Source organism: Sulfitobacter sp. DSM 110093 (genome assembly GCF_022788715.1).
In the GTDB taxonomy this organism is placed as follows: Bacteria; Pseudomonadota; Alphaproteobacteria; order Rhodobacterales; family Rhodobacteraceae; genus Sulfitobacter.
This window is the reverse complement of the sequence record NZ_CP085167.1, coordinates 2,697,783-2,723,192: the sequence shown is the minus strand read 5'-3', so window position 1 is coordinate 2,723,192 and position 25,410 is coordinate 2,697,783. Positions and strand designations below refer to the sequence as shown.

Sequence of the window (25,410 nt, the reverse complement as noted above, 5' to 3'; positions counted from 1 at the left end):
GTTTGGGCTCACTGCGGACCTCGGAGGCAGCGCAGCATCATGTGATAAGATGTCATGTCAACGTCGGGTTGTCGATGTGGGAGGGCGTGGTGGATCGGAGGATCTATCATGGAAACATCAAACTTACCCGCCATCCGCGCACTACGTCCGGTCTGGAACAAAGGCCGGATCGTCGGCCAGAAGCGGCCTCTCAAACCCAAACATGTCTGGGCGATCAGAGTGCGGCTGGAATTGGCTGGAAACCATCGTGATCTGGCCCTGTTCAATCTTGCCATCGACAGCAAGCTGCGCGGCTGCGATCTGGTCAAGATGAAGGTGGTCGATGTCATGGCTTCAGGCCAAATCAAAGAACGCGCGTCGGTTCTTCAGAGCAAGACCCAGAAACCTGTGCGCTTCGAAATCTCCGAAGGCACCCGTGCATCGCTGGCAAGATGGATGCGGGAGCCGCTGATGGTCGGATCCGAATACCTCTGGCCTGGGCGTTTTCACGAACGGCTTCACATCTCTACCCGCCAGTACGCGCGCATTGTGCGTGACTGGGTGACATCCATTGGTCTGGAGGCAAGCGCCTATGGCACGTACTCGATGCGGCGAACGAAAGTCACGCAGATTTACAAGAAAACAGGCAACCTAAGGGCGGTCCAACTGCTGTTAGGTCACACCAAGATGGACAGCACTGTCAGGTACCTCGGCGTCGAGCTTGAAGATGCGCTGGTGATCGCCGAAGCTATCGAAATTTAAACCGCTGGGCCGTCGTTACAGACGGCCCAAGGCCGACATTCAAACTCGAATTTAATGCCGTACGGTGGCTTCGCCAAACCCGCCATTCATGTATCACGCAGGATGTCCACCCAGAGAGAGTTGGCTGTGCGGGATATCCAATGTGGAAGCACTTTTTCCGGCGCATTTTGATGAATGGCTGAACCAAGATAAAGCCTAAGACGCAAATCTTAGGCAAAATCACTTTTCGGACGCGCTCCCTTGCCGATTGACTGACAAGTCCGGACCGCCAAACGGTCAGCGTGCGCTAACGACTTACCAGCAGGAAAGATCGAAGCTATAGCCGGACCAAACCAGTTCTTAAGCGTCGATATAAAAACAAAACTATTTTTCGTTGACCCTGTGGAGGGCCTATGACGAAGGAAATTCGTATATCAGGTTTGAAGTTTGGTAAGTTGCTGGATTACAACCGATACCAATTCCGCGGGGGGCGAGGGCTTCTCGCAAAAGCCCGCTCCAGGATACCTCGCCCCGTAATCATGGGCCTCGGCATGTCCCGAGTGAAACACCAAGGGAACGGACTTTTCCAAAAGCCAGCTGGCAAGCGGGTCAACCACACCATCCGCCAATCGGACATCCAGAAAACCGAGGTTGGGCGTTGCGGTTTTGGCGACAGTGAGCGCTTCGGCGACTGTCGGGTATGGCCCGTCTACCTCAAAGCCTTCGTCTTCCAATGTCATTTTGATATCCATCCCGACAAGCAGCTCGTCCTCGACCAATAGGATCTTGACCATAAGTTAGGTTCCTTTCTTTCCGGGGCGCTTCAGGCTCCATTCGAACATCTTGTCCGCGGCATGATTTTCCAGTTTAGCGTTCAATTGCTGCGCGGCGATCCGCAACATATTCGAGCCAAAGCCCGACGGGTCGACATCTGCCTTAAGACGATCTTCGCGCATTTCCTGCCAATAGAGCGCCCAACCATCATCCTCGTTGGTTTCGCAGGTGATCCGGAGTTCACCACTGTCTGCGCCCAGAACGCCGTATTTCGCAGCATTAGTCGACCATTCGTGAAAGATCAGCGCCAGTGGCGTGACTTCGGATTGCTCAAGCACGATGTCACAGCCCGTGAGGGTAACATCGAAATGCGGCAAAAACGGTTTCAGAACTGCTTTGACAAGGCTTTCCAGCGTGACGCCCTGCACCTTGTCCGGTCGGTTGGTCAGTGCATGGGCACGGCCCAGCCCGGCGATCTTTTCGCGAAGATCGCGGACGAATTGTTCAGTGCTCACGGCATCGCGCGCCATTGTAGCGACGAGCGCGTTGATCACGGCGAACAGGTTTTTCACGCGGTGGTTCATCTCACCGATCATCAATTCGCGGTTTTCGGCAAGATGGCGGTCAGACGTCATGTCGAAGCTAACGCCCAATACGCGGTTCTGGTTTTCGGCGGCCAGCGGGCGCGCGAGGCACCGCAGCCAGCGGGGACGGTCTTCGCCCGGAACGGGTACGCGGAATTCGGTCGAGACCTCCTCGGCCCCTTCCGCGCATTTCCTAAGGGTCTCACGCAAACCGGTCCGATCCTCATCCAGTACCTGCTCGAAAAACTCCGGCGCCGGGTGCCCGCCAGCCTTGGGCAATTCCAGAAGCGCCGCCTGACATTCGTCGACGACAATCCGGTCGGCCTTTGGGTTGTATTCCCAGATGCCGATCCCGGCGAGTTGAACGGCAAGTTCAAGCTGCTCCCGCTCGCGGTCCAATTCGGCCCGTAGGTCGGTCATTTCGGTCACATCGGTGAAAATCAGCGTGACCCCGTCCTGTTTGTCATCGCGCAAGTAGTAGGGGTAGACCATCAGGATCCATTGGCGCGAACCATCGGCATGCATCATTGACTGCCGCAGCGCCTTTTCTCCGTCGTTCACCCGCGCGGCGGCGGTCAGATGCGCATCGCTCGACAGCAGGCTGGTCAACTGTTGCAGAGGACGGCCCAGATCACCGGGCTGGAGAGGGAAGATTTCAAGCGCCGCATCCGTATGGCTGCGCAGGCACATATTGCTATCCAATACGACCATCGGCAATTGCGTGGATTCAAAGAAGTTCCGCAGATCGTCATTCGCAACGCTGAGTTGGTCGACCTTCTCCTTCAGCTCATCGTTCACGGTGGAGAGTTCTTCGTTCGTCGACTGAAGCTCTTCGTTCATCGACATCATTTCTTCGTTCGAGCTTTTCAGCTCTTCATTCGCGGTTTCCAGTTCCTCGGTCTTATCGCGCAACTGGCGCCGGATATGCTGCAACTCACCTTCGAGCATCTCGATCTGCCCGTCCGCGGGCCCCAGTTCAAGCAGGTCGTCATCCGGCTCGACCTCGAAAGCGGCGAGATCGCGGAACACCATGAGCACAGTGTCATCAGCCAGCGGGTCGGCCACGACGTCGATCTTCTGGCGGCCAAATTCGGCGCGCACTTCGATATTCCGCGCTACCATTCTTTGCCGATCCGCATTGGCTCGGCGCATCAGGGGCAACAGCACTTCCCGCAGCCCCGGGCGCGCGGTCTGGGAGGCCGAGAGATTGGCGCCAGCGGAGAATTCAAAATAGCGCCCAAGCCGCCCATGGCTTTCGATGATCATCCCGTTGCTGTCGAGCACGACACAGGGCCGCGCATAGCGGCTGGCCAGACGCTCCAGCGCCAGACTGCGCCCCGTCGTGGCCCCGCCGCGCTCGCCCGAGAATTTGCCATGCAATTGCCGCGTCCTGCGGTCGGTCGAGAAGGGCAACTGCACGGAATAGCGCGCCTCCCCCTCGTTGCGCGAAAACACCCGCGCCTTGTGGTCGATGGCCGTAAACAGCTCTTCCGAACGGCCAATGGTCTCAGACGGTCCCAAAAAGAGAAACCCGTCAGGCCGCAGCGCGTAGTGAAAGGTCGGCAGCACCTGCGATTGCAGCTCTTCGCCGAAATAGATCAGCAGGTTGCGACAGCAGACCAGCGACAGGCGCGAGAACGGCGGGTCCTTGATCACACTGTGGGGAGAAATGCGCACCATATCCCGGATGGCCGGCGCGATGCGGAAGTGATCGCCATGCTGGATGGTGTAACGCTCCCGGAATTCTTCGGGAATGTCGTTAAGCGCGGACGCGAGGTAGCGCGCCTCTCGCGCAATCTCCAGCATCTGTTCGTCGATATCGGTCGCAAAGATGCTGACCCGGGGGGGCGCGTCCTGCCGCAGCGCCTCATCGTCGAAGAGCATCGCAAGCGTATAGGCTTCTTCGCCACTGGAGCAACCGGGCACCCAGACGCGGATCTCCTGATGCGCCGCGGCGCGTTTGACCAGCGGGGCGATCACATGTTTGCGCAGCGTCTCGAAATGTTCGGGATCGCGGAAAAACCGTGTCACATTGATCAGCAGATCACGCAGCAGTGCCGCGGCCTCTGTGTCGTCGTCGCGCACCTTTTTGCGGTAGTCGACCGGGTCGGAAAGCTGCAACACCTGCATCCGCCGCTGGATGCGGCGGGCCAAGGTGGTGTGTTTGTAGCCGGAAAAATCATGCCCGGTCTGGCTGCGCAGCGTCTGGCAAATGGCGTCGATCTGGTCACTGTCACCAACTACCGCCCCCATCTCGCCGATGGCGCGGCTAAAGTAATCCCTGAGACGGTCAAGCATATCCTCGGGCCGCAAAACGAAATCGACCATTCCGGTAGAGACCGCCGAGAGGGGCATCCCGTCATAGCGCGCCGAGCGCGGCGTTTGCACCAGCGCCAGCCCGCCATGTTCCTTGATCGCGCGCAGCCCCAATGTGCCGTCCGCCCCGGTCCCCGACAGGATCACACAGGCAGACAGACGGCCCGCATCCTCGGACAGCGACATGAAGAAATCGTCGATCGGCCGGCGCAGGCCGCGCGGCTCCTCAAAAGCTTTGAGCGACAGTTTCCCGTCATGGATCGACAGGCCATGACCGGGCGGAATGATATAGACATTGTCCGCCATGACCATCTCGCCCTCTTCAGCCTGACGCACCGACAGCGTGGTTTGGCGGCCCAACAGTTCGGCCAGAAGGCTTTCGTGATGCGGGTCGAGATGTTGCACCACGACATAGGCCATCCCGGTCGGCAGTTTCGCCGGGGCCAGCATGTCGCGCAGCGCCTCAAGCCCGCCCGCGGATGCGCCGATGCCGATGACCGGCGGCCCATCTTCTTGCGACAATGGCTTTTGCGCAGTATCGGCCTTCGCTCCCTTATCCATCGTAGCGGATGTTTGCGATGGTGGTTGCGGATTGCGACAAAAGCTCTGCCGATTGGCGCATCATCAAACCGTAGTTGGCGCTGAGATCCGCCATATCGTCGATATTTTTGCCCAACCGCGCGTCATAATCCTTCAGCTCGGCCATGCCCTTGGACGCTTTGAGATCGAACTGCGAGGCGAAAATCAGGCTGCCAGTTCCTGACCGTTTCTTGAGCCGGGACATGAAAACCAAATTGACGAAGGGCGTGCCATCAGAGCGCAGGTTCGGCACCTCGAACCGACCGGCCTCGGCCTCAGGGTCGTTCAAGAAATTCCGCATCTTCAATCGTGCGTCCCGAACCTCATCGGTCCGAGGTTGCAAGAACCGGCAGTTCCACCCCAATACCGACCTACGGGTATAGCCCGTCAGCGTACAAAAAGCCTCGTTAACCTCGACCAGCGGCTCATCAGGCTCATCCAAAGCACCAAGCGCGAGGGGAATACCTGCTTTTTGTATGTATTCGAGAAGAGAGGCTGGCACTTTAGATGGCAATCTTGAATTCCTTAACGCGGTTTGAAGCACCCCAAGGCGCACCGCAGCCAAAAACCGCACAGATAGCCCAAAGAGGCCCGGCTTTGAGCCAGACTGAGGCCCATACGTAACGCGGGTTCAGAATGGATCAACACAAAATTTTTGAAGACGGTATGGGCCCAAAAAGTGGGGTAACTTACAGGTGGTCCAACTGATGTTGTGTTGCGCTAAGATGGACAAAGGCGTCAGATACCTTCTATCACAAAAGCTTCGAGACCCCTGTGAAAAATCATGGGGTGCGTTGGATGGGAGAAAGTGATTTTTAGCAAGCCCAGATACGGACTTTCCACTGGACGAACTGCCTCTTACTTCAATCGACGTCAATTCCACTCCCATGTTCCGCCTTCGTGCTGGCAGGCACTGTCGCTTTTGTGAAGCAGAACAATCGGCGAAGTGATGAGTGGGTCTGCAAGTTCGATGATCTCGGGTTGCGTAGCTTCGCGAAGGGAGAGAGGAAGAAGCATACCGTCGCCGCCGAGCGCAGTGCTCTGCGCCATCACTGCGTGCATCCGCGTATTTCTGGCCGTTGACAGCATCATGCAACGTTTGAGGAACGTGTATCCTAACCTCTCGCCTTCAAACGTCACCGTCTCAGCAATGACTGAAGCGGACAATAAAACAAGAGCAACTCGCTGATTTCTTGAGATTGCACGACTCAAGCCCGCTCAGGTCGTTCTGATTGACATTGCGGTCGTTCTCGAATTGGATCAGATCGCTGTTCAATTCTAATCTGTTCTGACCTCCAATAGGACACGGGTACTGCTCCTCGATGGATGCCCGCTTCCGGTTCCCTGTTGGGGTGGCTGCGCGAGCGTGGCGAACGTTGCTTTCGCCCTTCATTCCAAAGGCCCTCGCAATCGCGGTGGAAACTTAGCGGTCGCAGCGAACGGCAGGAAAGTCCGCACTGCCGACCTTCAGTCTCCGAAAATGCTGCAAGTGGCACGAATGGCCGCTTAGACGGGCCGCAACGCAGCGTACCGAATGACTGACGAACGGCAGCTAAGGGCCGTTCGCGTTGGCGCTCCCTCATGTAGGAAGGGCGGAAACCAGACACTCGCTGCAAATTGCACAAAGGTCAGCTTTGCCGAAAGCAGGCTCAGCAGCCCTGACACCAGCTACAGCGGCAACCTCTTGCAACTCTCAGACCGGGAAACACCCTAATGTATTTGCCAATGCCGCAAGCGGATAGAGGGGGGGCAGCGGGCATCAGGCGGTGGGCCCGTGATCGGCAAGACATTCCTCATGGTCGCGCAGCACCTCAAGAATGCGACAATCAGCCACCCGATCCGCATTGCAGGCACCGATCATGCGTAGCAATTCAACGCGGAGGGCCTCGAGCCGCACTAGCCGCGCCTCGACGTCGCGAAGTTGCCTTTGGGCGATGGCATCGACCTGCGCACAGGACCGGTCTGGCGTGTCTGAGAGGTCCAACAACTCTCGGATCGCCTCGAGCGAAAAGCCGAGCTGGCGGGAATGGCGGATGAAGGAGAGGCGGTCCAACTCAGCATCGCCGTAACGCCGCTGGCCGCCTTCGGTCCGGCCCGGCTCGGGCATCAGACCGATCTGTTCGTAATACCGGATCGTCTGCACTTTGGTGCCGGTCCGTTTTGCGAGTGTGCCGATCGCGAGCATATCTGACGCCTTTCATTCTACAGTCTCTGTAGGTTTTTTGAAGGGTGTCGCACAAGCCGGCAGTTCGTGAACTGGATGACACTCAACGCTGAGATTTCTGCAAATCGTTGTATCACGTTCCGCCACGCGGCCATTCTCGCAGCCTATTGCAAAGAAGGATGATCGGGAGAAGAAAAGTTAAACAAACCACTTGAAGCTACAGTTGCTGTAGGTCGTATCTCTGTGTCTGACGGTGAATCGGATTGGAAGCAGACATGACGGACGGGAGCATAGCACAACGGGAATGGCGCGTCACGGGGATGGACTGCGGCGCCTGCGCGGCCAAGGTGCGCGGCGCGGTGGAGCGCTTGCCCGGGGTCGCGGATGTCGATGTCGCGCTGATGTCAGAACGGCTGTGCCTGACGCTGGATAAGAATGAGACCTCGCCCGAGCGGATCGAGAAGGCCGTGCGCGGCATCGGTTTTGGCATCTCTCCGAAGGGGGCACAGGCAGAGAGGCCGAAGGGCGGTTTCATCCTGCCGGACGATGCGGTGATCGGTGGGACAGCGGCATCACCTCAAGCGCATGCGCCCGAAGAGATGCCAGACCCCGCTTGGTATCAAACCGCGAAAGGCCGCTTGGTCCTCGGCAGCGGCGCTCTGCTCGCAATGGCATGGGCCTCGCGGCTTGTCCTGCCTGCTGAGGTTTCGCATTGGGCTTTTGTCGTAGCCACGTTGATCGGGCTTATTCCCGTCGCGCGCCGGGCCTTTGCCATGGCGCGGGTGGGCATGCCCTTTACAATCGAAATGCTCATGACCATCGCCGCCAGTGGCGCGCTTGTGATCGGAGAGCCGGAAGAAGCCGCGCTGGTGGTCTTTCTCTTTGCCGTGGGCGAATTGTTGGAAGGTGTCTCTGCCGGGAAGGCCCGCAACAGCATCCGTGCGCTGACCAAGCTGGTGCCGAAAACGGCGCGGCTTGAGGTGGGCAACAAGACGCGGGAGGTGGCGGCAGAGGCGCTCAGCGTCGGCCAGATTGTGCAGGTGCGCCCCGGGGACCGGGTGCCCTGTGACGGCGAGGTGGTCAGCGGCACTTCGGGCGTAGACGAAAGCCCCGTTACCGGCGAAAGCGTGCCGCGCCTTAAGGAGCCGGGTGCGGATGTCTTTGCCGGATCGATCAACACAGAAGCGTTGCTGCGCATCCGAGTCACAAAGGTTGCGGCGGACAACACCATCGCGCGTATTGTGCGGCTGGTGGAAGAGGCCGAGAGCGCCCGCGCGCCGACCGAGCGCTTCATCGATCGGTTCAGCCGCGTCTACATGCCTGCCGTGGTCGGTATGGCCGCTTTAGTGGCCGTGGTGCCGCCGCTTGTCTTTGGTGGCGCCTGGGGCGAATGGATCTATCGGGCGCTGGCTCTGTTGCTGATCGGCTGCCCCTGCGCGCTGGTGATCTCGGTGCCTGCGTCGATCACCTCGGCCCTGTCCACCGGGGCGCGCAACGGGTTGCTGATGAAGGGCGGCGCAGTGATCGAAGCGGCGGCGCGGGTCACCGATGTGGTTTTTGACAAGACTGGAACGCTGACCCACGGCAAGCCCCGCGTAACTGATGTTCAGGTGCTTGTGGGAAATGAAGCCGATCTTCTGGCCCTCGCCGCTGGAGTTGAGAACGGTGCGAGCCACCCGCTCGGCCAAGCGATTTGCGGTGCGGCTGAGGCACGCGACATCGACCCCGCCGCAGCGACACAGTCCCGCGCCTTGCCCGGCAAAGGGGCCGAGGCGGTGATCGCGGGGGCAACCATCTGCGTCGGCTCGCCGCGTTTGGCGGCAGAACGCGGGGCGCTGTCAGAGACTTTGCGCGCCCAGGTCGAGACGCTCGAAGCGCAGGGCAAGACCGTGGTGATTGTCTTGCGCGATAACGAGGCCCAAGGCCTCATTGCTCTTCGCGATGAACCCCGCGCCGATGCGGCAGAAGCAGTGGCGCAATTGAACGCTTTGGGTATTTCATCGGTGATGCTCACCGGGGACAACCGGCGCACCGCTGCGGCCATTGCAGAGGGGCTGGGCATCGACCACCGCGCTGAATTGATGCCGGAGGATAAGGTTGCGGCCATTCAAAACCTCACGGCTGAGGCGAAGGTCATGATGATCGGCGACGGCATCAATGATGCCCCTGCATTGGCCGCAGCGCACGTGGGCGTCGCAATGGGCTCCGGCACCGATGTGGCGCTCGAGACTGCCGATGCCGCGATTTTGCGTGACCGGGTGACAGATGTGCCCGGCCAGATCCGTCTCGCCCGCGCCGCGATGGGCAATATCCGGCAGAACATCGCCATCGCGCTCGGGCTGAAAGCCGTGTTCCTTGTCACCACGGTGCTTGGCATCACCGGCCTCTGGATTGCGATCCTGGCGGATACTGGCGCGACTGTTCTGGTAACGCTCAACGCCCTGCGGCTGCTGTTTTTCCGGTCAACTACCGCCGAGCGGTTGGCCGAGCCCGGTTGCCGCCCTACAACCCATGCAACCAACGAAACGACAGTCTGAACCTTTGGAAGGATTTTACATGACCCTCACACGACGCAGCCTGCTGGCCTGTTCCGCAAGCTTTGCCGCCGCCGCACCATTTGCGGCATGGGCCGAAGGCAAGCCCGCCATCCACGTGATGAAAGACCCCAACTGCGGCTGCTGTTCGGCGTGGATCGAGATTCTGGAGAACGAGGGTTTTGCCGTGACGACCGAGCGCAGCTTGGGAACGCTCTTGATCAAATACAAGCAAGACAACGGCATCCCGCAGGACATGGCCTCTTGTCACACCGGAAAGATTGACGGCTATATGATCGAAGGGCACGTCCCGCCCGCCGACATCCGTAAATTGCTTGCCGAGCGCCCGGATGCCATCGGCCTTGCCGTGCCGGGGATGCCCTATGGTTCGCCGGGGATGGGGCCGGAGAGTGAGCGCGACGCCTATGATGTCTATCTGATTGCTCGCGATGGCAACAGCGAGGTGTTCACAAGCTACGAGGCTGCCTAAATCGCAGCGGACTTGGACCAAACAAGCAAGAAGCGCGCATGGCACATGATCACGCCCATATTGACCCCGAAAGTGGGGACCGCAGAGTATCACTGGCCATCTGGGCGAATGCCCTTCTGACTGTGGCGCAGATCGTGGGCGGTGTCTTTGCGGGGTCGCTCGCCCTTATCGCGGACGCGCTTCACAATTTTTCAGACATGGCCTCCTTGGTGATCGCCTTTGTGGCTCGCAAAATCGCACGGCGTCCGGCAGATGCGCGGATGACCTTTGGCTATGGCCGGATCGAAATCGTTGCCGCGCTGATCAACTACACCACGCTTATTCTTGTTGGGATCTATCTGATCTACGAGGGCGGGATGCGCATGATTGATCCGCCGCAAGTGGCGGGCTGGACGGTGGTCATTCTGGGCGGGGTCGCGCTGGTGGTTGATACGATGACGGCGCTGCTGACCTATTCGATGCAAAGGGGTAGCGTGAACATCAGGGCATTGTTCTTGCATAACCTGTCAGACGCTCTGGCCTCGGTCGCGGTGATTATCGGCGGCACGCTCATCATCCTTTACGACCTGCGTTGGGTTGATCCCGCGATCACCATCGGTATCGCGCTTTATATCCTTTATCTGGCACTCACTGAAATCGGCGGTCCGATCCGTATGCTGATGCTGGGTAGCCCGCCTGACATGGATGCAGGCGCAGTGGTCGACGCGATGACTGATGTCGATGGGGTCCGGGATGTGCATCACGTCCATCTCTGGCAGATGCAGGAGCATGAGGTGGCGCTTGATTGTCATGTAGTGTTGATGGGGCGAGATTGGACGGACCTTGAAGCTGTAAAGCAGGCGGTCAAGAAAAAGCTCGCGGATGACTTCGGCATCACCCACTCGAGCCTTGAGTTTGAAACCTCAGATAATGCCCATCAAGGTGCCGCGTTGTTTGGCCATAAAGACGGTGGAAACAACGCCGGCGAAGAACCTGGTGCATAAACATCTTGAGATGCCGAACAGCGTGGCAGCACGTTTCACTTGGCCAGTTTCTGACCTTTAATGCATTTCGGTAGACGCTACGGTTTCTATAACTTCTCAATAATGGGTGTGGGCAATGTCCGGTTTGGCGTGCCGCACCGTATCATAAGGTATAATCGGTGAAGATCTGCTAAGGGTCGACCGTGCCGGCCAAGCTTTTGGCGCAACCGCGAAGAACTCCGTCCCTCATGCGGTCAGCTGGGGCTCGAAGCCGTCATTCGCTGCAGACATCATCAAGGTCGGCTAAGGGCCGTCTCCGTCCTCGACCAAGCCCCGTGATAGGTCGAGGCTGCACCACACACGTGCCCGGTGACTTCCTGCGCTTGGATTCACTCGAGACCACCTTCGACAACGGTGGTCAAATCCCACTTTTCAATCTATGGTCGCCAATATCTCAGCCAAAGGGTCTCAATGTGCCGAGCTCAGTTATTGAAGAAGATCTGACGATTGAAGGCAACATCAGATCAAGTGAGGGAAGCGTCGATATCAACGGTCGAGTGGTTGGGGATGTCAGCGCTGAGATTATTGCCGTTCAGCTGAGCGGTTCGGTTGACGGGGCAATGTCGGCAACGAAGATCGCGGTTGAAGGCAGCCACACCGGTAGTTTGAAGTGCGACGATCTAAAGCTTGCATCGACCTCACAGGTTCAGGCTGATGTTGTGGCCAAGGTGATGGCAACGGAAAGTGGCGCCAAAGTTAAGGGCAAGATCGACATTACCGGGCGGCAATAGGACAATTCCAGTATCGCTACGCAGTAGCGTCACATTTGGGCTTTTACAGCTCCATCATTCCAAATGCGGCGCGATGCGCAAGTGGCCGCTTCGGTGACGCTGCGATGCAGCTTCCGGTTGAACGACGGCAGTGCGGCGTTTGTGACCGCGGCAGTCAAGGAGCTCGATCAAGACGCAGAGGTCACGGTCGACATCGACGCCCGCCGGGTGACCATTGAAACGTCCGCAAGCGATGAGGCGCTGCGCGAAGCGGTTCGAGAGACGGGCTATACCCCGGCCTAAGAATATAGATGATTGCGGCGCGCGGGATGCCCGCGCGCCTTTGATACCTGAAAGGTGAGCGGTGCTTCAGCCTTCGGCGCGGCAACCCAGGAAACCGCGGTAAGCGACTGTCAGACCGCGATCGAGATGGAACTTCATCTCCGCCTCCGAACGGCGGAAGTTACTTTCGGTATCGCTCCAGTCCGCGCCCGCGATCGGGGCCACCGACACCTCGATGCCCTCCGCCGTATAGCGTGCGCCGTCGGCAAGGGCTGCTTCGTCGACCGGTGCTTCAGTTGTCAGTTTCACCAACGTCCCAGACATTTTAATGCCGCCCGTTTCTTGGGCCATGATGAGGGTCGGTTCCCCCTCGTTGGTGCGGCGGAACTCACAGACCGCGGGCCCTCCCAGAAGGCCCTCAACATCTTCGGGCTTGAGCCCCGCGGGATCGATGCCGGCCAGCTCGGCGGAAGCCATCGCTTCTTCGACCGTCCCGACTTTCGCTGGTTCATCAGGGTTGCCCAATTCCGGGTCCGTTGCATCCCCGTTCTCTTCGATGTCAGCGATCAGGCTGCGCATCTCGGCGATCTCTTTGCGCTGCGCCGCGATGATGCCCTCGGCCATCTTCTTCACCCGCGGGTCCGACAGTTCGGCGCGTTCCGAGGTCATGATGGCAATGGAATGGTGCGGGATCATCGCGCGCATGTAGCTCGTGTCGCCCACGGTAACTTGGCTGCGCACCAGCCACAGCGTCCCGGCGAAGACGGCGATGGACCCCACGTAGATCGCGATATTGATGGCCTTGTTGTCATACATCGAAAGCATGAAGCTCAGCATGATTACGGCCATGACCGCCCCCATCAGGAGCGCCATATAGGTTCGGGTTTCGCTGAAGAATACATGCTCAAAGGCATAGGTATTCAGATACATCAGGCCGAACATTACTATCGTGGAGGTCGCGATCATTGCAGCGAAACGCCAGTAGGACATGGGATGGTTTCCTATAACAAGGTTGGCGCGAGAGGCTCCTTCGCGCTGTGGTATTCAGAGATTTTAATTCGTAGCACCGTCGGTGTCCAAAATATGCCATTCGGTCGTTGAACCAGCATGTGACCCGGGCAGCGCCGATACTCTCCTATGGTATGATAACTGGTCACTGTTGGCATAGTTCCTTTGCGTGGAGGCGCGAGACGCGGGAGCGAGGCAGAACAAGGAAGCTATTGTGAGACATTTGGCGCGTTTGGAAGGGCAGCTCCGGGGCGGAACGCGCATGGTGGACGAAGACCGCTATTGCTTTGATGTCTTGGTGCAAACCGCTGCGGGCCGACGAGCGCTTGGTGGTAGAGGATCACGCCAACCACTGTATGGAAGAAGCGTTCCTATCTGGCGACGGCGAAGAATAGCGTTAAGCGTTTCGCGAGCGGGACGCTCGGCTGGAAATGGCCCGCCCTTGATCCATGCCGGGTGGTAGGCACGGATAGCTGGAAGATTGGCAGCGCACATGGCGTTTTACGCCGTTCCGCCACACATGCCAGCGCTGCGCCGAACTTGTCTCGACGCTACATCGTGCCGCGCCGCGTTGCCGCAGGGCTGCTTGACGCCCGAAGCCGTGCTTGACTTAGCATGAGCAAGGGCTTTGTTGTCGAACATGACTGACCTTTCCGCTCAATCACTGGATGACCTCACCCTCGACGAGGCCGCCCGACCGAAAGCGCCGCCAGTGCCGGAGGCAACGGATGGACACCGCCGTCAAGGGCGGCAACTGGCTGCGATCCACCGTCACTACCTGATGGAAATCGCTCAGATCGGTGCGGTCCTGTCCCGGATAGAAGCTGGGGAGTGCCCTCCCGATAACCTCAAGCGGATCGTTCTATCGCTTGATATGGCCGAAAACTTTCGCGCATTCGGATCTCTCTGCGGGCGCGAATGCCAAATTCTCAAGTTTCACCACGACATCGAAAGTGCCGACATGTTCCCGCGGATCGAGGCAGCGGGCGGCGGCAAGTTCCGCGAGGTCGTGGCCAAGCTGAAGGCAGAACACGAGGTCGTCCACGAGCTGATCATCCGCCTCGGTGGGGCTGCGGATGCTCTGGCGAAAGATCCGCAGGACGAAAATTTCGTTCAGGCCGCCATAACATTCAGAAAATTGGAAGAGGTCATACGCTCTCACTTTGGCTACGAGGAAACTGAATTGGCGGAAGCCATTGGATACTACCTCGGCTCCATCTGAAGGCTTCAGATAGATTTCCCCACATTTTCATCTAAAAATTCCGTTTGTCGCCCGAAACGGACAAACAATCACCAAACTGGACAGCCTCTTAGTCCCACATAGGCGACGTCTGCCTGCCCAGAATGCTGCGGTCTGCGTCAATGGCAGCTTCGGGAAAGCTGCGATGCGGCGTCCGCTCTCATGGTCACGGTCGGTTTTGGGCCGCTCACATCACCCAGGCAGGGAGGGCGGAAAGTGTGCATTCGCTGCAATTTCAATAAATGACCGCTTTGGGGCGCAGCTGGATGACAACTTCGGATTATATTCTCGTACCGCTTGTATAAGTCGATAGGCGAACTTCTTAACTTCCCTCAGACTGGCGCCACTATAAGCGATTTCAGAGCGATCTTAGTCCGTTGAGTGCAAAAATGGCCCGCCGATTTGGCGGGCCATATCATTACGAAGGAAGCGAACTTATAGTTTCTGGGTTAGCTCCGGGACGGCGTCGAAGAGGTCGGCTACGAGCCCGAAGTCGGCAACCTGAAAGATCGGCGATTCTTCGTCTTTGTTGATCGCCACGATGATCTTGGAGTCCTTCATCCCGGCAAGGTGCTGGATCGCACCGGAGATGCCAACCGCAACATAAAGGTCAGGGGCGACAACTTTACCAGTCTGGCCCACCTGCCAATCGTTCGGCGCATAACCCGAATCGACCGCCGCGCGCGAAGCGCCAACAGCCGCGCCAAGTTTGTCGGCCAGCTTCTCGATCAGGGCGAAGTCTTCTTCGGAGCCGACGCCACGACCACCGGAAACCACCACGCCTGCGCTTGTTAGCTCGGGGCGGTCGGATTCGGCGACCTTGTCTTCGACCCATGTGGACAGGCCAGGGTTGTCGGCAGCCGAGATGGTCTCGACCGAAGCAGAGCCGCCTTCACTGGCGGCATCGAAGGTCGATGTTCGGAAGGTGATGACTCTTTTGGCGTCGTTCGACTTCACGGTCTGCACCGCGTTGCCCGCATAGATCGGGCGCTCGAATGTGTCGGCGTCGACAACGCCGGAAGCATCCGAAATCACCATGACATCAAGCAAGGCCGCGACGCGGGGCATGATGTTCTTGGCATCCGTGGTGGCGGGCGCGACGATGTGGTCGTAGTCGCCGGCCAGCGACACGATCAGCGCTGCGGTGGCTTCGGCCAGACGGTGGCCCAGCATCTCGTCCTCGGCGACCAGCACCTTGGAGACGCCATCGATCTTGGCCGCCGCTTCACTTGCCGCTGCGGCAGAGCTGCCCGCCGCCAGAATGGTCACGTCGCCCAGAGCCTTGGCCGCGGTCACGGCCTTGGCGGTTGCGTCCATGGACAATTCGCCATCGAAAATTTCGGCAATCAGAAGAACAGCCATTACACAGCCCCCGCTTCTTTGAGTTTCGCCACAAGCTCGTCAACCGAACCGACCTTGATGCCAGCGGCACGCTCGGCGGGCTCAACGGTTTTGACGATTTCCAACCGGTTGGAGACATCGACGCCGTAGTCTTCGGCAGTTTTCTCATCCAGCGGCATTTTCTTGGCCTTCATGATGTTCGGCAGCGAGGCATAGCGCGGCTCATTGAGACGGAGGTCCACGGTGACGACTGTCGGCATGGTGACCTCGATGGTCTGCAAACCGCCGTCGACTTCGCGGGTGACTTTTGCCTTGTCGCCTTCGATGGCAATTCCAGAGGCGAATGTCGCCTGAGACCAGCCGATCAGCGCCGATAGCATTTGGCCGGTGGCGTTCATGTCATTGTCGATCGCCTGTTTGCCGCAAAGCACAAGGCCCGGCTGCTCTTCGTCAACAATGGCTTTGAGGATCTTGGCCACGGCCAGCGGCTCGATATCTTTGTGTACATCGTCCGACGCCACAACAAGAATCGCGCGGTCTGCACCCATGGCGAGCGCGGTGCGCAGGGTTTCCTGCGCTTGTTTCACACCGATGGAGACTGCGACGATCTCTTCAGCCTGACCGGCTTCTTTCAGACGAATCGCTTGTTCAACGGCGATTTCGTCGAAGGGGTTCATCGACATTTTCACATTGGCAAGATCAACACCCGATCCGTCCGCTTTGACACGAACTTTCACGTTATAGTCGATCACGCGTTTGACAGGCACCAATACCTTCATGAGCGGGTTCCTCTGTTTACAGTTTTCAGGAGAGTTCTTGAGAGCGCTTGGCGGCGGCTCGAATGGCGTCGTGAGACAGTCTCGCAAACGCACCGTTAGACAATAGCGCCGCCAATCCTGCCGCCGTCGTTCCATTGGGACTTGTGACGGTTTCCCTCAAATGTGACGGGTCGGGTTCGCGGGCAAGCAATTGCCCCGCCGAGGTGACAGTTCCAATCGCGAGGGCGCGGGCAACTTCCGCGGAAAGTCCTTCAGCTTCGGCAGCTGCAATCATGGCTTCGCAGAAGGCGAAATAATAGGCCGGACCACTTCCGGACACCGCAGTTACAAGGTGCATGTCCTCTTCCTTGTCCAGCCAAGTCATCTGACCCACGGATGCGAAAAGCTTTTCAACCAACGTTTTTTGCGATTGCGTTGTTTTGGGTGACGCGAAACCTGCTGAAACAGAGTTGCCAACTAAGGCTCCAATATTGGGCATAACACGGACGATGGCTGCGCCCGTACTGGCAGCCGCGTTGATAGATTGGGTGGAGACACCGGCAGCGACGGATACAAGCACCGTTTCGGAAACGATGTATTTGCGAAGGTCTGCGATGGCTTGGTTTATCAGCTGCGGTTTGGTGGCCAGCACAACCACCTTGGGGCGCAGATCGGGAGGAAGGTCCCTGGCCTCGGCGACGTGGGTGAACCGGCTACCGGGCACAGGCTCGTCTTCAATATCGGTAAGCATAGGGCCCGCATGGGGGTCCAGTGCAATAAAATGAAAGCCGCCGCCCATCGCGTTGATCCAACCACGCAGCATAGCCCCGCCCATGCGCCCAGCACCGATAAGAAGGATGGTTTCCATTACAAAACCCCCTTGTTCGCAGCGCGAAGAGTGGTCATCAGCTGGGCGTTATCATATCGCGCCAGTGAAAAGTCCGAGGCATAGTCAGGAAGTTCGGTCTCGGCGATGGTTGCAGCACACAGTTCGCCTGCTGCGCAGGCCGCCATGGTGCCGAATCCGGACATCGCGCAGTTCATGAAAGATCTTTCTGGGCCCATGCGACCGATAAGAGGCCAGTTTTCCTCGGTCATCGTGTACCAGCCGCCATAGTGGTGCATGTTGCGGGGCAACTGCCCGTAATAGGATTTGAGGGCGGGGTTGAGCCGCGTGGCGCCCCGCAGCACGATGTCAGGGAAGTTTGAGTCCAGTTGCTGTTCCCATGTCGCCTTGGCGGGGGTTTCATTGTAGGCCCAGCCGAGCTTCACCCATTTGCCTGCATCGCCACCATCGGGGCGGCAATGAATGGCGCCTGGCATATCGCCAGCCAGCCATGCAAAATCAGGGTCCTCAAGCAGCATGTCGCGTTCTTCGTCGGACCAGTCGATCTTCTGACCGTCCAGATCAATCGAAAAAGGCATCGTGCGGGGAATGGCACCTCTCCGGTCTTCGAAGGCGATTTTCTGTTGGAATGTGTTATAGACTGGTAGGTCGACGCCCAACATCTTGGCAATCTTGTCGGCGAAAGGTCCTGCAGCGTTGACAACCTGATCGGCCACCAAGGTTTCTGAACCGGAAGAATTTGCAACTTTAACCTGGTACCCACCTTGCTGGGTAATATTGCGAACCTCGCCGACCACACGTTTCACACCGACTGACTTGAGGTAGTCCAGCATATACATACCCAGCTGCTGTCCGCTGATATCGCCCCCACGCCGAATCTGGATGATTGTTTGAATTTCTGGATCGTAGCCAGGGAAGCGATCGCGGATCAGAGCTTGGTTTTGGATGATATCCACGCCGTCGGGCATTCCTTCCCAGTCGGGACTATCGAAGGGCACGTAAGTGTCTGAGCGACGGTGTGAATGATAGCGCAGCATATTTTTGGCGCTATCACCAAGTCCGTCATGCAGTTGCCCCACCAACTCATCAATATTTTTTTCGCGGGTAGCCAGCGCATAACCGCGCCGGTTCATGTTGATGCGATTGCCGCTGTCGCGGGCAATCTCTTCCATCAGGTCCGTGCTTCGATTGGTAAAGGCCACCATTGCAGGATGGGGCCACCAGTTGCGGTAGTTTTCTCCTGATTGAGCCGAAGTGAACGCCATTGGCTGATCGCGGTCAATCAGGGTGATCCGAGTCTGCCCATGATTCTTGGCGAGGTAATAGGCGGTGGCGATTCCGATGATTCCGGTACCGATGACAATCGTGGATAGAGAGCTCATTGCGGTGACTTCCTGTGATTTTCAGGCAAGTTTAGAAGGGTCGAACAAACCTGATATGGCATTTCGGATTTAATATTGACAAAATGGTATACGATTTGCAAGGATCAAATCCGAAGATGCCGCTTTTCCGTGGAGCCCACATGCCCTCAAGTGCCGCAGATCCCATCTATGACGACGTTAGAGCTCAGATCTTGTCGGGCGCGATCAAGCCGGGCTCTCCCCTGCGCCAAGACGAAATTGCCAAGCGGTTTGGCGTCAGCAAGATACCGGTGCGCGAAGCGCTGCGGCGACTTGAGGTTGAGAACCTCGTCACTTTCGAAAGGAACAAAGGCGCGACCGTGCGTCAGCATTCCGAGAAAGAAATACTGCAGCTACTGGATATCCGTGTTGCCCTGGAATGCCGCGCGCTCGAACTGGCCATCCCCAGCATGATCACCTCCGATTTTCGAGACATGCGCCAACTTCTGGCCGACTATGCGCAACGTACCGAAGTGGCTCAATGGAGCGCGATGAACGCCCGGTTCCACCACATGCTTTACGAGCCCTGCGGGAACACCCTCCTGCTTGCCATGATCGATGACCTGCAAGAGCGACTGGGCCAGTACCTCCGCCTACTCGTTTCTACCGCAAGCGGATTGGAGCGGCCCATGCGTGAGCATGACAAAATCCTTGAGGCTTGTGAAAAGCAAGATGTGGAAGGAGCCGTGGGTATGCTCCGCCAGCATATCGAAGCGACCCAAAAAGAGGTCGCAGCCTTTCTCAGAAGAGGCATTTGAACCAACCTACTCCCGAAATCAACAAGCTGCAAAGGAAGTTCCAACATGGGTATATTCACGAAATTCGTAGTGGCAGCCGGTATGGCCGCGGCTACGGCGACCGGCGCGATCGCTCAGGATCGCCAGTATGTCAATATCGGCACGGCCGGGATCGGCGGCGGCTATTACCCGACCGGCGGATTTATCTGTAACGTGCTTAATAAAAGCCGCAAAGCGAACGGTCACAATATCCGGTGTACCGTGGAATCAACGGGCGGATCGGTCGCCAACATGCGCTCGATCCAGATTGGCGACCTTGAGGTCGGCATTGCGATGTCTGCTTGGCAATTCCACTCCTGGCACGGAAGTGATCAGTTTACCGAAGACGGCAAGAACGAAGATTTGCGCTTTCTGTTCTCGTTGCATGCCGATGCGGCTCATATCGTCACCCGCGCAGGTTCTGGTATCGAGGATTTCCGGAGCCTTGAAGGCAAAATCGTCAACACTGGCAACGCCGGCTCAGGCTCCGAAGCCCAGGTCTATGAGATGCTGGATCGCTACGGCGTGTCTGCCGATACCTTCTTCAAACAGGAGACAAAACTGACTTCGAAAGAGCAGGCGCAGGCATTGTGCGACGGCAAGATCGATGCCTTCTTCTACCCCACTGCGGTCGGCGCGGCCTCAATTCTTGAAGCGACGAACACTTGCGATGCGAAGGTGATTTCTTGGAACGATGACGTTGTTGCGGCGAAGATGGAAGAACAGCCATTTGTTATTCCAGTGGTAATTCCTGCCGGAACTTACAAGGGGCAGGACGCCGAAGTTGTCAGCTGGGGTACTCCAGCCACGATCAACGCTCATGCGGACACCCCGGAAGAAGTGGTCTATTATTTGGTTAAGGCAGTATTCGACGATTTCGAGTCCTTCAAAGCACAATCGCCGATGTTCAACGCGGTAAAAATTGAAACCGCAGCCACAGCTGGCCGGACTGCGCCCTATCACCCGGGTGCCGAACGGTATTTCCGCGAAGTCGGCCTGATCGAGTAAATTCCCCGACATAGCTCCGGCCCGCTCAGGTGCCGGAGCTCTTTTTTCCCCAAGAGGAAAACTATGGAAAACACAGTTGTAAAGCCCACCGAACATGCTCGTCTGATCGAAGAGAACGATTTGGGCGGTCGCAATCTGACCGGCAAAGCGCACCTCACAATCACTGGTGTGGCTCTTCTGTGGTCACTCTATCAATTGTGGATCGCCTCTCCGTTTCCCTTCTGGTTCGACTTTCTTATTCTCAACGACACGGTGCAAAGGTCCATTCACCTGGCTTTCGCCTTGGCGCTGGTCTTTCTGACTTTCCCTGCTGCCGCGCGGTCCCGCCGAGATCAGATTCCGATTACAGACATAGTCTTGAGCCTGGTCGCTGTCGGGACCTGCTTTTATACAGTCGTGAACTACGAAAGTGTGGTGTTGCGGTCCGGTGGGTCTCGTACACAACTGGAATTTTTTGTGGCGTTCGCTGGTCTGGGTCTTTTGCTCGAGGCCACCCGGCGCGCACTTGGGCTGCCGATGGTCATTATCGGCGTGGTGTTCATCGCTTACGCCTTCCTTGGACCCTACATGCCCGAGATCATTTCGCATCGCGGTCTGTCACTGAACCGGTTCACCGAACATATGTGGTTGTCCACCGAGGGGATTTTTGGCTTGCCACTGGGTGTCTCCAGCGGATTTATTTTTCTCTATGTTCTGTTCGGTAGCCTTTTGGACAAGGCGGGTGCCGGTAACTATTTCATCCAACTTTCCTTCGGGCTGTTGGGACACCTCCGGGGCGGCCCGGCCAAGGCGGCTGTGATCTCTTCGGCATTGACCGGCATGATCTCGGGCTCGGCCATTGCCAACGTTGTTACAACAGGCACGTTTACGATCCCGCTTATGAAACGGGTGGGGTTCTCGCCCGAGAAAGCCGGGGCCATCGAAGTATCATCGTCAATCAATGGGCAGATCATGCCGCCCATCATGGGGGCTGCGGCCTTCCTGATGGCAGAGTTCGTGGGCATCAGTTATTTCGAAGTCATCACCCACGCTTTCATTCCCGCGTTCATCTCCTATTTCGGCCTTTACTGCATCGTGCATATTGAGGCGTTGAAGGGTCGCATGTCGGTGCTGGAACGCGCTGTTACCTATAGCGGCACCCAAAGGCTGATGCGGTCTATCTTGACGATTATTCTGCTGTCCAGCCTGGCCTTCGGCCTGTACCTGTTGTTTGAAGCGATTGGCGCGGCCTTTGGTGACAATGCCTTGATCGTAACGGTGCTGATCTTGGCGGCGCTCTATCTGGGCCTGATCTTCGCGTCGCGCCGCTATCCTGAGATCGAAGTGGACGACCCCGATGCGCCGCTGCTCACGGTGCCTGCCCCCTTACCGATTTTCTTAGCTGGTCTGTTCTATATCTTGCCTATCGGTGTGCTGGTCTGGTGCCTGATGATCGAACGCTTTTCGCCTGCACTGTCCGTTTCCTGGGCGATCTTGTCGATCTTTGTCCTCCTATTGACCCAGAAGCCGTTGATTGCGCTGGCGCACAAGAGGCCTGTCGATGCAGCGCTTTGGCGGGAGGGGGCGCAAGATCTGATCAGTGGATTGATCGCGGGAGCGCGCAACATGACCGGGGTTGCTGTGGCCATGGCCGCTGCCGGCATCATCGTGGGCGTCGTTTCCGCCACTGGGCTTGGATTGTTGATGACCGAGATTATTCAGACCCTGTCCGGTGGCAGCTTTTTCCTAATGATGCTGTTGACGGCAGGCATGTGCGTCGTGCTGGGCATGGGCCTTCCGACGACGGCGAACTACATCGTTGTCGCGGCTATCATGGCCCATCCTTTCGTGACACTGGCCGCTGAACAGGGGATCGAGGTTCCGCCCATCGCGGTACACCTGTTTGTGTTCTATTTTGGTCTGTTGTCGGGCACTACGCCGCCGGTGGCAATTGATGCCTTTGCTGGGGCCGCCGTGGCGCGGTCAGATCCGCTGCGCACCAGTCTGATCGCCTTTGTCTACGGTCTACGAACCGCGATCCTGCCCTTCATCTTCGTGCTGAATCCGGCCCTGTTGCTGATCGGCATCCAAAGCGCTTGGCAGTTTGCGATGGTCATCGGCTCATCTCTGATCGCCATGGTGATCTTTGCTGCCGGGACGCAGGGGTATTTCTTTACGCGGTCAAGATTGTGGGAATCTGTCACTCTTGTGGTCATCGCCATCCTGCTTTTGCGACCAGCAACATTGTTGGATGCGGTGCAGCCGCCCTTCGAAAGCGAACCCGCACAGGTATTGCTGCAACTGGCTGATGGCCTGAAGGGCGAAGCGGATGTGCGTATGATCGCGGAAGGAGAAAACCTGTCTGGCACGATCGTATCCAAAACCATAATGCTTACGTTGACCGGGGACGGCGGACAGTCCGCCGAAGACGTGCTCTATGAATCGGCCGGTCTTGGTGTCGAACCCGAGGGTGATACACTATTGGTTACTGATCTCAGTTTCGACGGTTCAGCGCAAAAAGCAGGGCTGGACTATGACTGGGAGATCCTGACGCTGGAGCGTTCTGTCGACCGGATCAACCCAAACTGGCTGTTCTTGCCCCTGCTGACCATCGTCGCAATGATTATTGCTCTACAGCGCACGCGGGCATCGCGGAGGATCGAGAATGTATAACAATATCCTGTTTCCGTGGTCGGAAGATAGCAGATGAGTCAGAAGCTACCCTCATCCCTCAATCACTCACATCACTCAACACCGCGTGTAAACACATGACCTCTTCTCCATACAAAGCTCTGTTTGAACCCTTTAAGCTTGGGCACTTAACGCTCAAGAACAGGATCATCAGCACCTGCCATGCCCCGGCCTATGCCGAAGACGGGATTCCCGGTGAACGGTATCAACGCTATCACGAGGAGAAAGCGCGGGGCGGCTTGGCAATGACCATGTTCGGAGGTGCGTCTTCGGTCTCCAAGGACTCTCCCCCCAGTTTCGGGCAGCTAAACGTCTCGGACGACCGGATCATTCCGCACTTCCGGGCCTTTGCCAATCGCATCCATGCCCATGATGTGCCGCTCATCTGCCAACTCAGTCATGCAGGGCGCCGAACCCGGCCGGACGGCAATCACTGGCTACCCACTGTTGCACCTTCGGCCCTACGGGAACCAGCGCATGGCGCGACGCCGAAAATTATTGAGCCGACGGATATCCGGCGTATCGTGGCAGACTATGCCGCTGCAGCAAAACGCTGTTCCGAGGGCGGACTTGATGGGATCGAACTCTTGGCGTCGGGTCACCTGATTGGCCAATTTTGGAGTCCCTTGTCCAATACCCGATCCGACAACTACGGTGGAACTCTGGAAAACCGTCTCCGGTTTGGGATGGAGGTGTTGGAAGCGATCCGCGACGTAGTGCGCAAGAATTTCATCGTCAGCCTGCGCTTCACCGCGAATGAGTTCATCGACGGCGGGATAACCGAAGAAGACGGCATCGCCATTGGGGTGGCTCATGCTCAAAGCGGGCTGGTCGATTGCCTCAACGTTTCGGGCGCGGCTAATTGGACTAAGGCTGGTGTGGCAGAAACCGTTCCATCAATGGCATTTCCAGCAGGGCGGTTCGTAGAACTGGCAGGCAAGGTGCGTTGGTCTACCGGATTGCCAGTGTTGCATGCCGCGGGTGTGGCTGATCTCGCAACAGCAAATTTCGCTGTCAGCGAAGGTCATGTCGACTTGATCGGCATGACCCGCGCGCAGATTGCCGATCCACATATGGTACGCAAGCATCTGGAGGGCAAAGACGAGGAAATCCGACCATGTGTCGGTGCCGGCTATTGCATTGACCGCATTTATCGTGGGGGTGATGCGCTTTGCCTACACAACGCAGTAACGGGGCGTGAAGGCACGTTCTCACATGAAACCAGGACCGCCGATACCACGCGCAAGGTCGTGATCGTCGGTGCTGGCCCGGCCGGACTGGAGGCGGCCAGGGTCTGCGCCGAGCGCGGTCACAAAGTCGCACTTCTGGAAGCTCAGTCCAATCCCGGCGGGCAGATTGTCTATGCCGCTCGCATTCCCTGGCGACAAAACATGATTGGCATTACCCGCTGGCTCTACGACCGCTGCGTGTCCCTTGGGGTTGAATTCCGGTTTAACACCTATGCCGAAGCGGATGACGTTCTAAGTCTTTCGCCCAACGTGGTCATTCTGGCGACTGGCGGTTTGCCCGAAAGCGGGCAGATAATCGGCGGAGATATGCTCGGCAATTCGACTTGGGATATCCTGTCCGGAGAGGTTTCACTTGGCAAAAAAGTTCTGGTGTATGACGAAACCGGTGGTCAAAGCGGCCCCACGGTTGCCGAATACATCGCAGGAACGGGAAGCCAGGTCGACTTGATGACGCCGGACCGCATGATTGCTGAAGGTGTGGGAGTTACCAACCATGCGATCCACCTGCGAAACCTGTACGGCGCCGGAGTTAACATTCTACCCGATTGGCGGCTTCTCAAGCTTGAACGCAATGAAAGCCGTATCAACGCAACAATCCGCAATGAGTACAGCGCCCAAGAAGAACTGCGAGAATACGAGCAGGTCGTGATCGAAACAGGCACTGTACCAATGGATGATCTATATGATGATCTTGCATCGCAGGCCGTGAATGGTGGTCATGCGAATATCGATCAGCTGATCAGCGCTGGCCAGCAATCCTGTTTGGCCACCGACGCCGTCCAGCAGGGTGGCTTTGCCTTCTTCCGTATCGGAGACTGTGTTTCGGCACGCGGCGTCCACGCGGCTATGCTCGACGCCAATCGTATCTGCAAGATGCTGTAGGAGATCCCAAAATCCCAACGGCATCTGCCTGAACCAACGCGTATCGCTACAGGGG

At 57.7% G+C, this 25,410-nt stretch carries 22 protein-coding genes; 12 read left to right on the top strand and 10 right to left on the bottom strand.

Annotated elements, in window-relative coordinates; all coding sequences use genetic code 11:
* Positions 1–108: 108 nt before the first annotated feature.
* Positions 109–741, top strand: a complete 633-nt coding sequence (locus DSM110093_RS13350) for a tyrosine-type recombinase/integrase (protein WP_243265547.1) — start codon at positions 109–111, stop codon at positions 739–741.
* 413 nt (positions 742–1,154) lie between these two features.
* On the opposite strand, the gene DSM110093_RS13345 is transcribed toward DSM110093_RS13350, so the two are convergent.
* From DSM110093_RS13345 to DSM110093_RS13325, 5 genes are all read right to left on the bottom strand, one after another.
* On the bottom strand, positions 1,155–1,514 hold the full coding sequence (locus DSM110093_RS13345; protein ID WP_243265546.1) for a response regulator: 360 nt from the start codon (positions 1,512–1,514) through the stop codon (positions 1,155–1,157).
* 3 nt (positions 1,515–1,517) lie between these two features.
* Positions 1,518–4,955 (bottom strand): CheR family methyltransferase, encoded by a 3,438-nt coding sequence (locus DSM110093_RS13340; protein ID WP_243265545.1) that lies wholly within the window; start codon positions 4,953–4,955, stop codon positions 1,518–1,520.
* Positions 4,948–5,487, bottom strand: coding sequence for a PAS domain-containing protein (locus DSM110093_RS13335; RefSeq protein ID WP_243265544.1), 540 nt, complete (start codon positions 5,485–5,487; stop codon positions 4,948–4,950). Before DSM110093_RS13335 ends, DSM110093_RS13340 begins: the two co-directional genes overlap by 8 nt.
* A 359-nt stretch (positions 5,488–5,846) precedes the next feature.
* Complete coding sequence (locus tag DSM110093_RS13330) at positions 5,847–6,185, bottom strand: hypothetical protein (protein WP_243265543.1); 339 nt, start codon at positions 6,183–6,185, stop codon at positions 5,847–5,849.
* A 547-nt stretch (positions 6,186–6,732) separates the two neighbouring features.
* Positions 6,733–7,158, bottom strand: coding sequence for a helix-turn-helix domain-containing protein (locus DSM110093_RS13325; protein WP_243265542.1), 426 nt, complete (start codon positions 7,156–7,158; stop codon positions 6,733–6,735).
* 254 nt (positions 7,159–7,412) lie between these two features.
* Here DSM110093_RS13325 and DSM110093_RS13320 point away from each other — a divergent pair, with 254 nt between their 5' ends.
* The 5 genes from DSM110093_RS13320 (at position 7,413) to DSM110093_RS13300 (ending at position 12,196) form a co-directional block, all read left to right on the top strand.
* Positions 7,413–9,674, top strand: a complete 2,262-nt coding sequence (locus tag DSM110093_RS13320; protein WP_243265541.1) for a heavy metal translocating P-type ATPase — start codon at positions 7,413–7,415, stop codon at positions 9,672–9,674.
* A 19-nt stretch (positions 9,675–9,693) separates the two neighbouring features.
* On the top strand, positions 9,694–10,161 hold the full coding sequence (locus DSM110093_RS13315) for a DUF411 domain-containing protein (RefSeq protein WP_243265540.1): 468 nt from the start codon (positions 9,694–9,696) through the stop codon (positions 10,159–10,161).
* Positions 10,162–10,199: 38 nt separating this feature from the next.
* The gene (locus tag DSM110093_RS13310; RefSeq protein WP_243265539.1) at positions 10,200–11,144 is read left to right on the top strand and encodes a cation diffusion facilitator family transporter; all 945 of its coding nucleotides are present in this window, start codon (positions 10,200–10,202) and stop codon (positions 11,142–11,144) included.
* 341 nt (positions 11,145–11,485) lie between these two features.
* On the top strand, positions 11,486–11,914 hold the full coding sequence (locus tag DSM110093_RS13305) for a polymer-forming cytoskeletal protein (RefSeq protein WP_241962934.1): 429 nt from the start codon (positions 11,486–11,488) through the stop codon (positions 11,912–11,914).
* Positions 11,915–12,055: 141 nt separating this feature from the next.
* Complete coding sequence (locus DSM110093_RS13300; RefSeq protein ID WP_243265538.1) at positions 12,056–12,196, top strand: cation transporter; 141 nt, start codon at positions 12,056–12,058, stop codon at positions 12,194–12,196.
* Between the two features lie 66 nt (positions 12,197–12,262).
* Here the strand turns inward: DSM110093_RS13300 and DSM110093_RS13295 are convergent, their stop codons facing one another.
* Complete coding sequence (locus DSM110093_RS13295) at positions 12,263–13,165, bottom strand: DUF305 domain-containing protein (RefSeq protein WP_108640269.1); 903 nt, start codon at positions 13,163–13,165, stop codon at positions 12,263–12,265.
* Positions 13,166–13,445: 280 nt separating this feature from the next.
* Between DSM110093_RS13295 and DSM110093_RS20925 the strand changes: the two genes are divergently transcribed.
* Entirely contained in the window at positions 13,446–13,646 is a 201-nt protein-coding gene (locus DSM110093_RS20925; protein WP_347568642.1) for a metal-sensing transcriptional repressor, read from the top strand.
* Positions 13,647–13,823: 177 nt separating this feature from the next.
* Positions 13,824–14,405: a hemerythrin domain-containing protein gene (locus DSM110093_RS13285; protein WP_108693757.1), complete on the top strand. Its 582-nt coding sequence runs from the start codon at positions 13,824–13,826 to the stop codon at positions 14,403–14,405.
* 453 nt (positions 14,406–14,858) lie between these two features.
* Here the strand turns inward: DSM110093_RS13285 and DSM110093_RS13280 are convergent, their stop codons facing one another.
* Genes DSM110093_RS13280 through DSM110093_RS13265 form a run of 4 tightly spaced genes read right to left on the bottom strand, consistent with a single transcriptional unit; the run spans position 14,859 to position 18,751 of the window.
* Positions 14,859–15,785, bottom strand: a complete 927-nt coding sequence (locus DSM110093_RS13280) for an FAD-binding protein (RefSeq protein ID WP_243265537.1) — start codon at positions 15,783–15,785, stop codon at positions 14,859–14,861.
* A complete protein-coding gene (locus tag DSM110093_RS13275; RefSeq protein ID WP_243265536.1) occupies positions 15,785–16,543 on the bottom strand; it encodes an electron transfer flavoprotein subunit beta/FixA family protein in 759 nt (252 codons plus the stop codon). Before DSM110093_RS13275 ends, DSM110093_RS13280 begins: the two co-directional genes overlap by 1 nt.
* Positions 16,544–16,568: 25 nt before the next feature.
* Positions 16,569–17,390 (bottom strand): pyrroline-5-carboxylate reductase, encoded by an 822-nt coding sequence (proC, locus tag DSM110093_RS13270; protein ID WP_243265535.1) that lies wholly within the window; start codon positions 17,388–17,390, stop codon positions 16,569–16,571.
* Positions 17,390–18,751 (bottom strand): FAD-binding oxidoreductase, encoded by a 1,362-nt coding sequence (locus DSM110093_RS13265; protein ID WP_243265534.1) that lies wholly within the window; start codon positions 18,749–18,751, stop codon positions 17,390–17,392. The genes proC and DSM110093_RS13265 overlap by 1 nt, the downstream gene beginning before the upstream one ends.
* A gap of 140 nt (positions 18,752–18,891) precedes the next feature.
* On the opposite strand from DSM110093_RS13265, the gene DSM110093_RS13260 reads away from it, so the two are divergent.
* The 4 genes from DSM110093_RS13260 (at position 18,892) to DSM110093_RS13245 (ending at position 25,355) form a co-directional block, all read left to right on the top strand.
* Positions 18,892–19,527 (top strand): GntR family transcriptional regulator, encoded by a 636-nt coding sequence (locus DSM110093_RS13260; RefSeq protein ID WP_243265533.1) that lies wholly within the window; start codon positions 18,892–18,894, stop codon positions 19,525–19,527.
* Between the two features lie 45 nt (positions 19,528–19,572).
* Positions 19,573–20,553 carry a TAXI family TRAP transporter solute-binding subunit gene (locus tag DSM110093_RS13255; RefSeq protein WP_243265532.1) on the top strand — a complete coding sequence of 327 codons (981 nt, stop codon included), beginning with the start codon at positions 19,573–19,575 and terminating at the stop codon, positions 20,551–20,553.
* Positions 20,554–20,616: 63 nt separating this feature from the next.
* Positions 20,617–23,205: a TRAP transporter permease gene (locus DSM110093_RS13250; RefSeq protein WP_243265531.1), complete on the top strand. Its 2,589-nt coding sequence runs from the start codon at positions 20,617–20,619 to the stop codon at positions 23,203–23,205.
* 95 nt (positions 23,206–23,300) lie between these two features.
* A complete protein-coding gene (locus DSM110093_RS13245; RefSeq protein WP_243265530.1) occupies positions 23,301–25,355 on the top strand; it encodes an NADH:flavin oxidoreductase in 2,055 nt (684 codons plus the stop codon).
* Positions 25,356–25,410 lie beyond the last annotated feature (55 nt).

What these genes read in the sequence shown, in the direction of transcription:
- DSM110093_RS13350 (WP_243265547.1), top strand. Translation starts at nt 109, where the DNA reads ATGGAAACATCAAACTTACCCGCCATCCGCGCACTACGTCCGGTCTGG.
- DSM110093_RS13345 (WP_243265546.1), bottom strand. Translation starts at nt 1,514, where the DNA reads ATGGTCAAGATCCTATTGGTCGAGGACGAGCTGCTTGTCGGGATGGAT.
- DSM110093_RS13340 (WP_243265545.1), bottom strand. Translation starts at nt 4,955, where the DNA reads ATGGATAAGGGAGCGAAGGCCGATACTGCGCAAAAGCCATTGTCGCAA.
- DSM110093_RS13325 (WP_243265542.1), bottom strand. Translation starts at nt 7,158, where the DNA reads ATGCTCGCGATCGGCACACTCGCAAAACGGACCGGCACCAAAGTGCAG.
- DSM110093_RS13320 (WP_243265541.1), top strand. Translation starts at nt 7,413, where the DNA reads ATGACGGACGGGAGCATAGCACAACGGGAATGGCGCGTCACGGGGATG.
- DSM110093_RS13315 (WP_243265540.1), top strand. Translation starts at nt 9,694, where the DNA reads ATGACCCTCACACGACGCAGCCTGCTGGCCTGTTCCGCAAGCTTTGCC.
- DSM110093_RS13310 (WP_243265539.1), top strand. Translation starts at nt 10,200, where the DNA reads ATGGCACATGATCACGCCCATATTGACCCCGAAAGTGGGGACCGCAGA.
- DSM110093_RS13295 (WP_108640269.1), bottom strand. Translation starts at nt 13,165, where the DNA reads ATGTCCTACTGGCGTTTCGCTGCAATGATCGCGACCTCCACGATAGTA.
- DSM110093_RS20925 (WP_347568642.1), top strand. Translation starts at nt 13,446, where the DNA reads ATGGTGGACGAAGACCGCTATTGCTTTGATGTCTTGGTGCAAACCGCT.
- DSM110093_RS13285 (WP_108693757.1), top strand. Translation starts at nt 13,824, where the DNA reads ATGACTGACCTTTCCGCTCAATCACTGGATGACCTCACCCTCGACGAG.
- DSM110093_RS13280 (WP_243265537.1), bottom strand. Translation starts at nt 15,785, where the DNA reads ATGGCTGTTCTTCTGATTGCCGAAATTTTCGATGGCGAATTGTCCATG.
- DSM110093_RS13275 (WP_243265536.1), bottom strand. Translation starts at nt 16,543, where the DNA reads ATGAAGGTATTGGTGCCTGTCAAACGCGTGATCGACTATAACGTGAAA.
- proC (WP_243265535.1), bottom strand. Translation starts at nt 17,390, where the DNA reads ATGGAAACCATCCTTCTTATCGGTGCTGGGCGCATGGGCGGGGCTATG.
- DSM110093_RS13265 (WP_243265534.1), bottom strand. Translation starts at nt 18,751, where the DNA reads ATGAGCTCTCTATCCACGATTGTCATCGGTACCGGAATCATCGGAATC.
- DSM110093_RS13260 (WP_243265533.1), top strand. Translation starts at nt 18,892, where the DNA reads ATGCCCTCAAGTGCCGCAGATCCCATCTATGACGACGTTAGAGCTCAG.
- DSM110093_RS13255 (WP_243265532.1), top strand. Translation starts at nt 19,573, where the DNA reads ATGGGTATATTCACGAAATTCGTAGTGGCAGCCGGTATGGCCGCGGCT.
- DSM110093_RS13250 (WP_243265531.1), top strand. Translation starts at nt 20,617, where the DNA reads ATGGAAAACACAGTTGTAAAGCCCACCGAACATGCTCGTCTGATCGAA.
- DSM110093_RS13245 (WP_243265530.1), top strand. Translation starts at nt 23,301, where the DNA reads ATGACCTCTTCTCCATACAAAGCTCTGTTTGAACCCTTTAAGCTTGGG.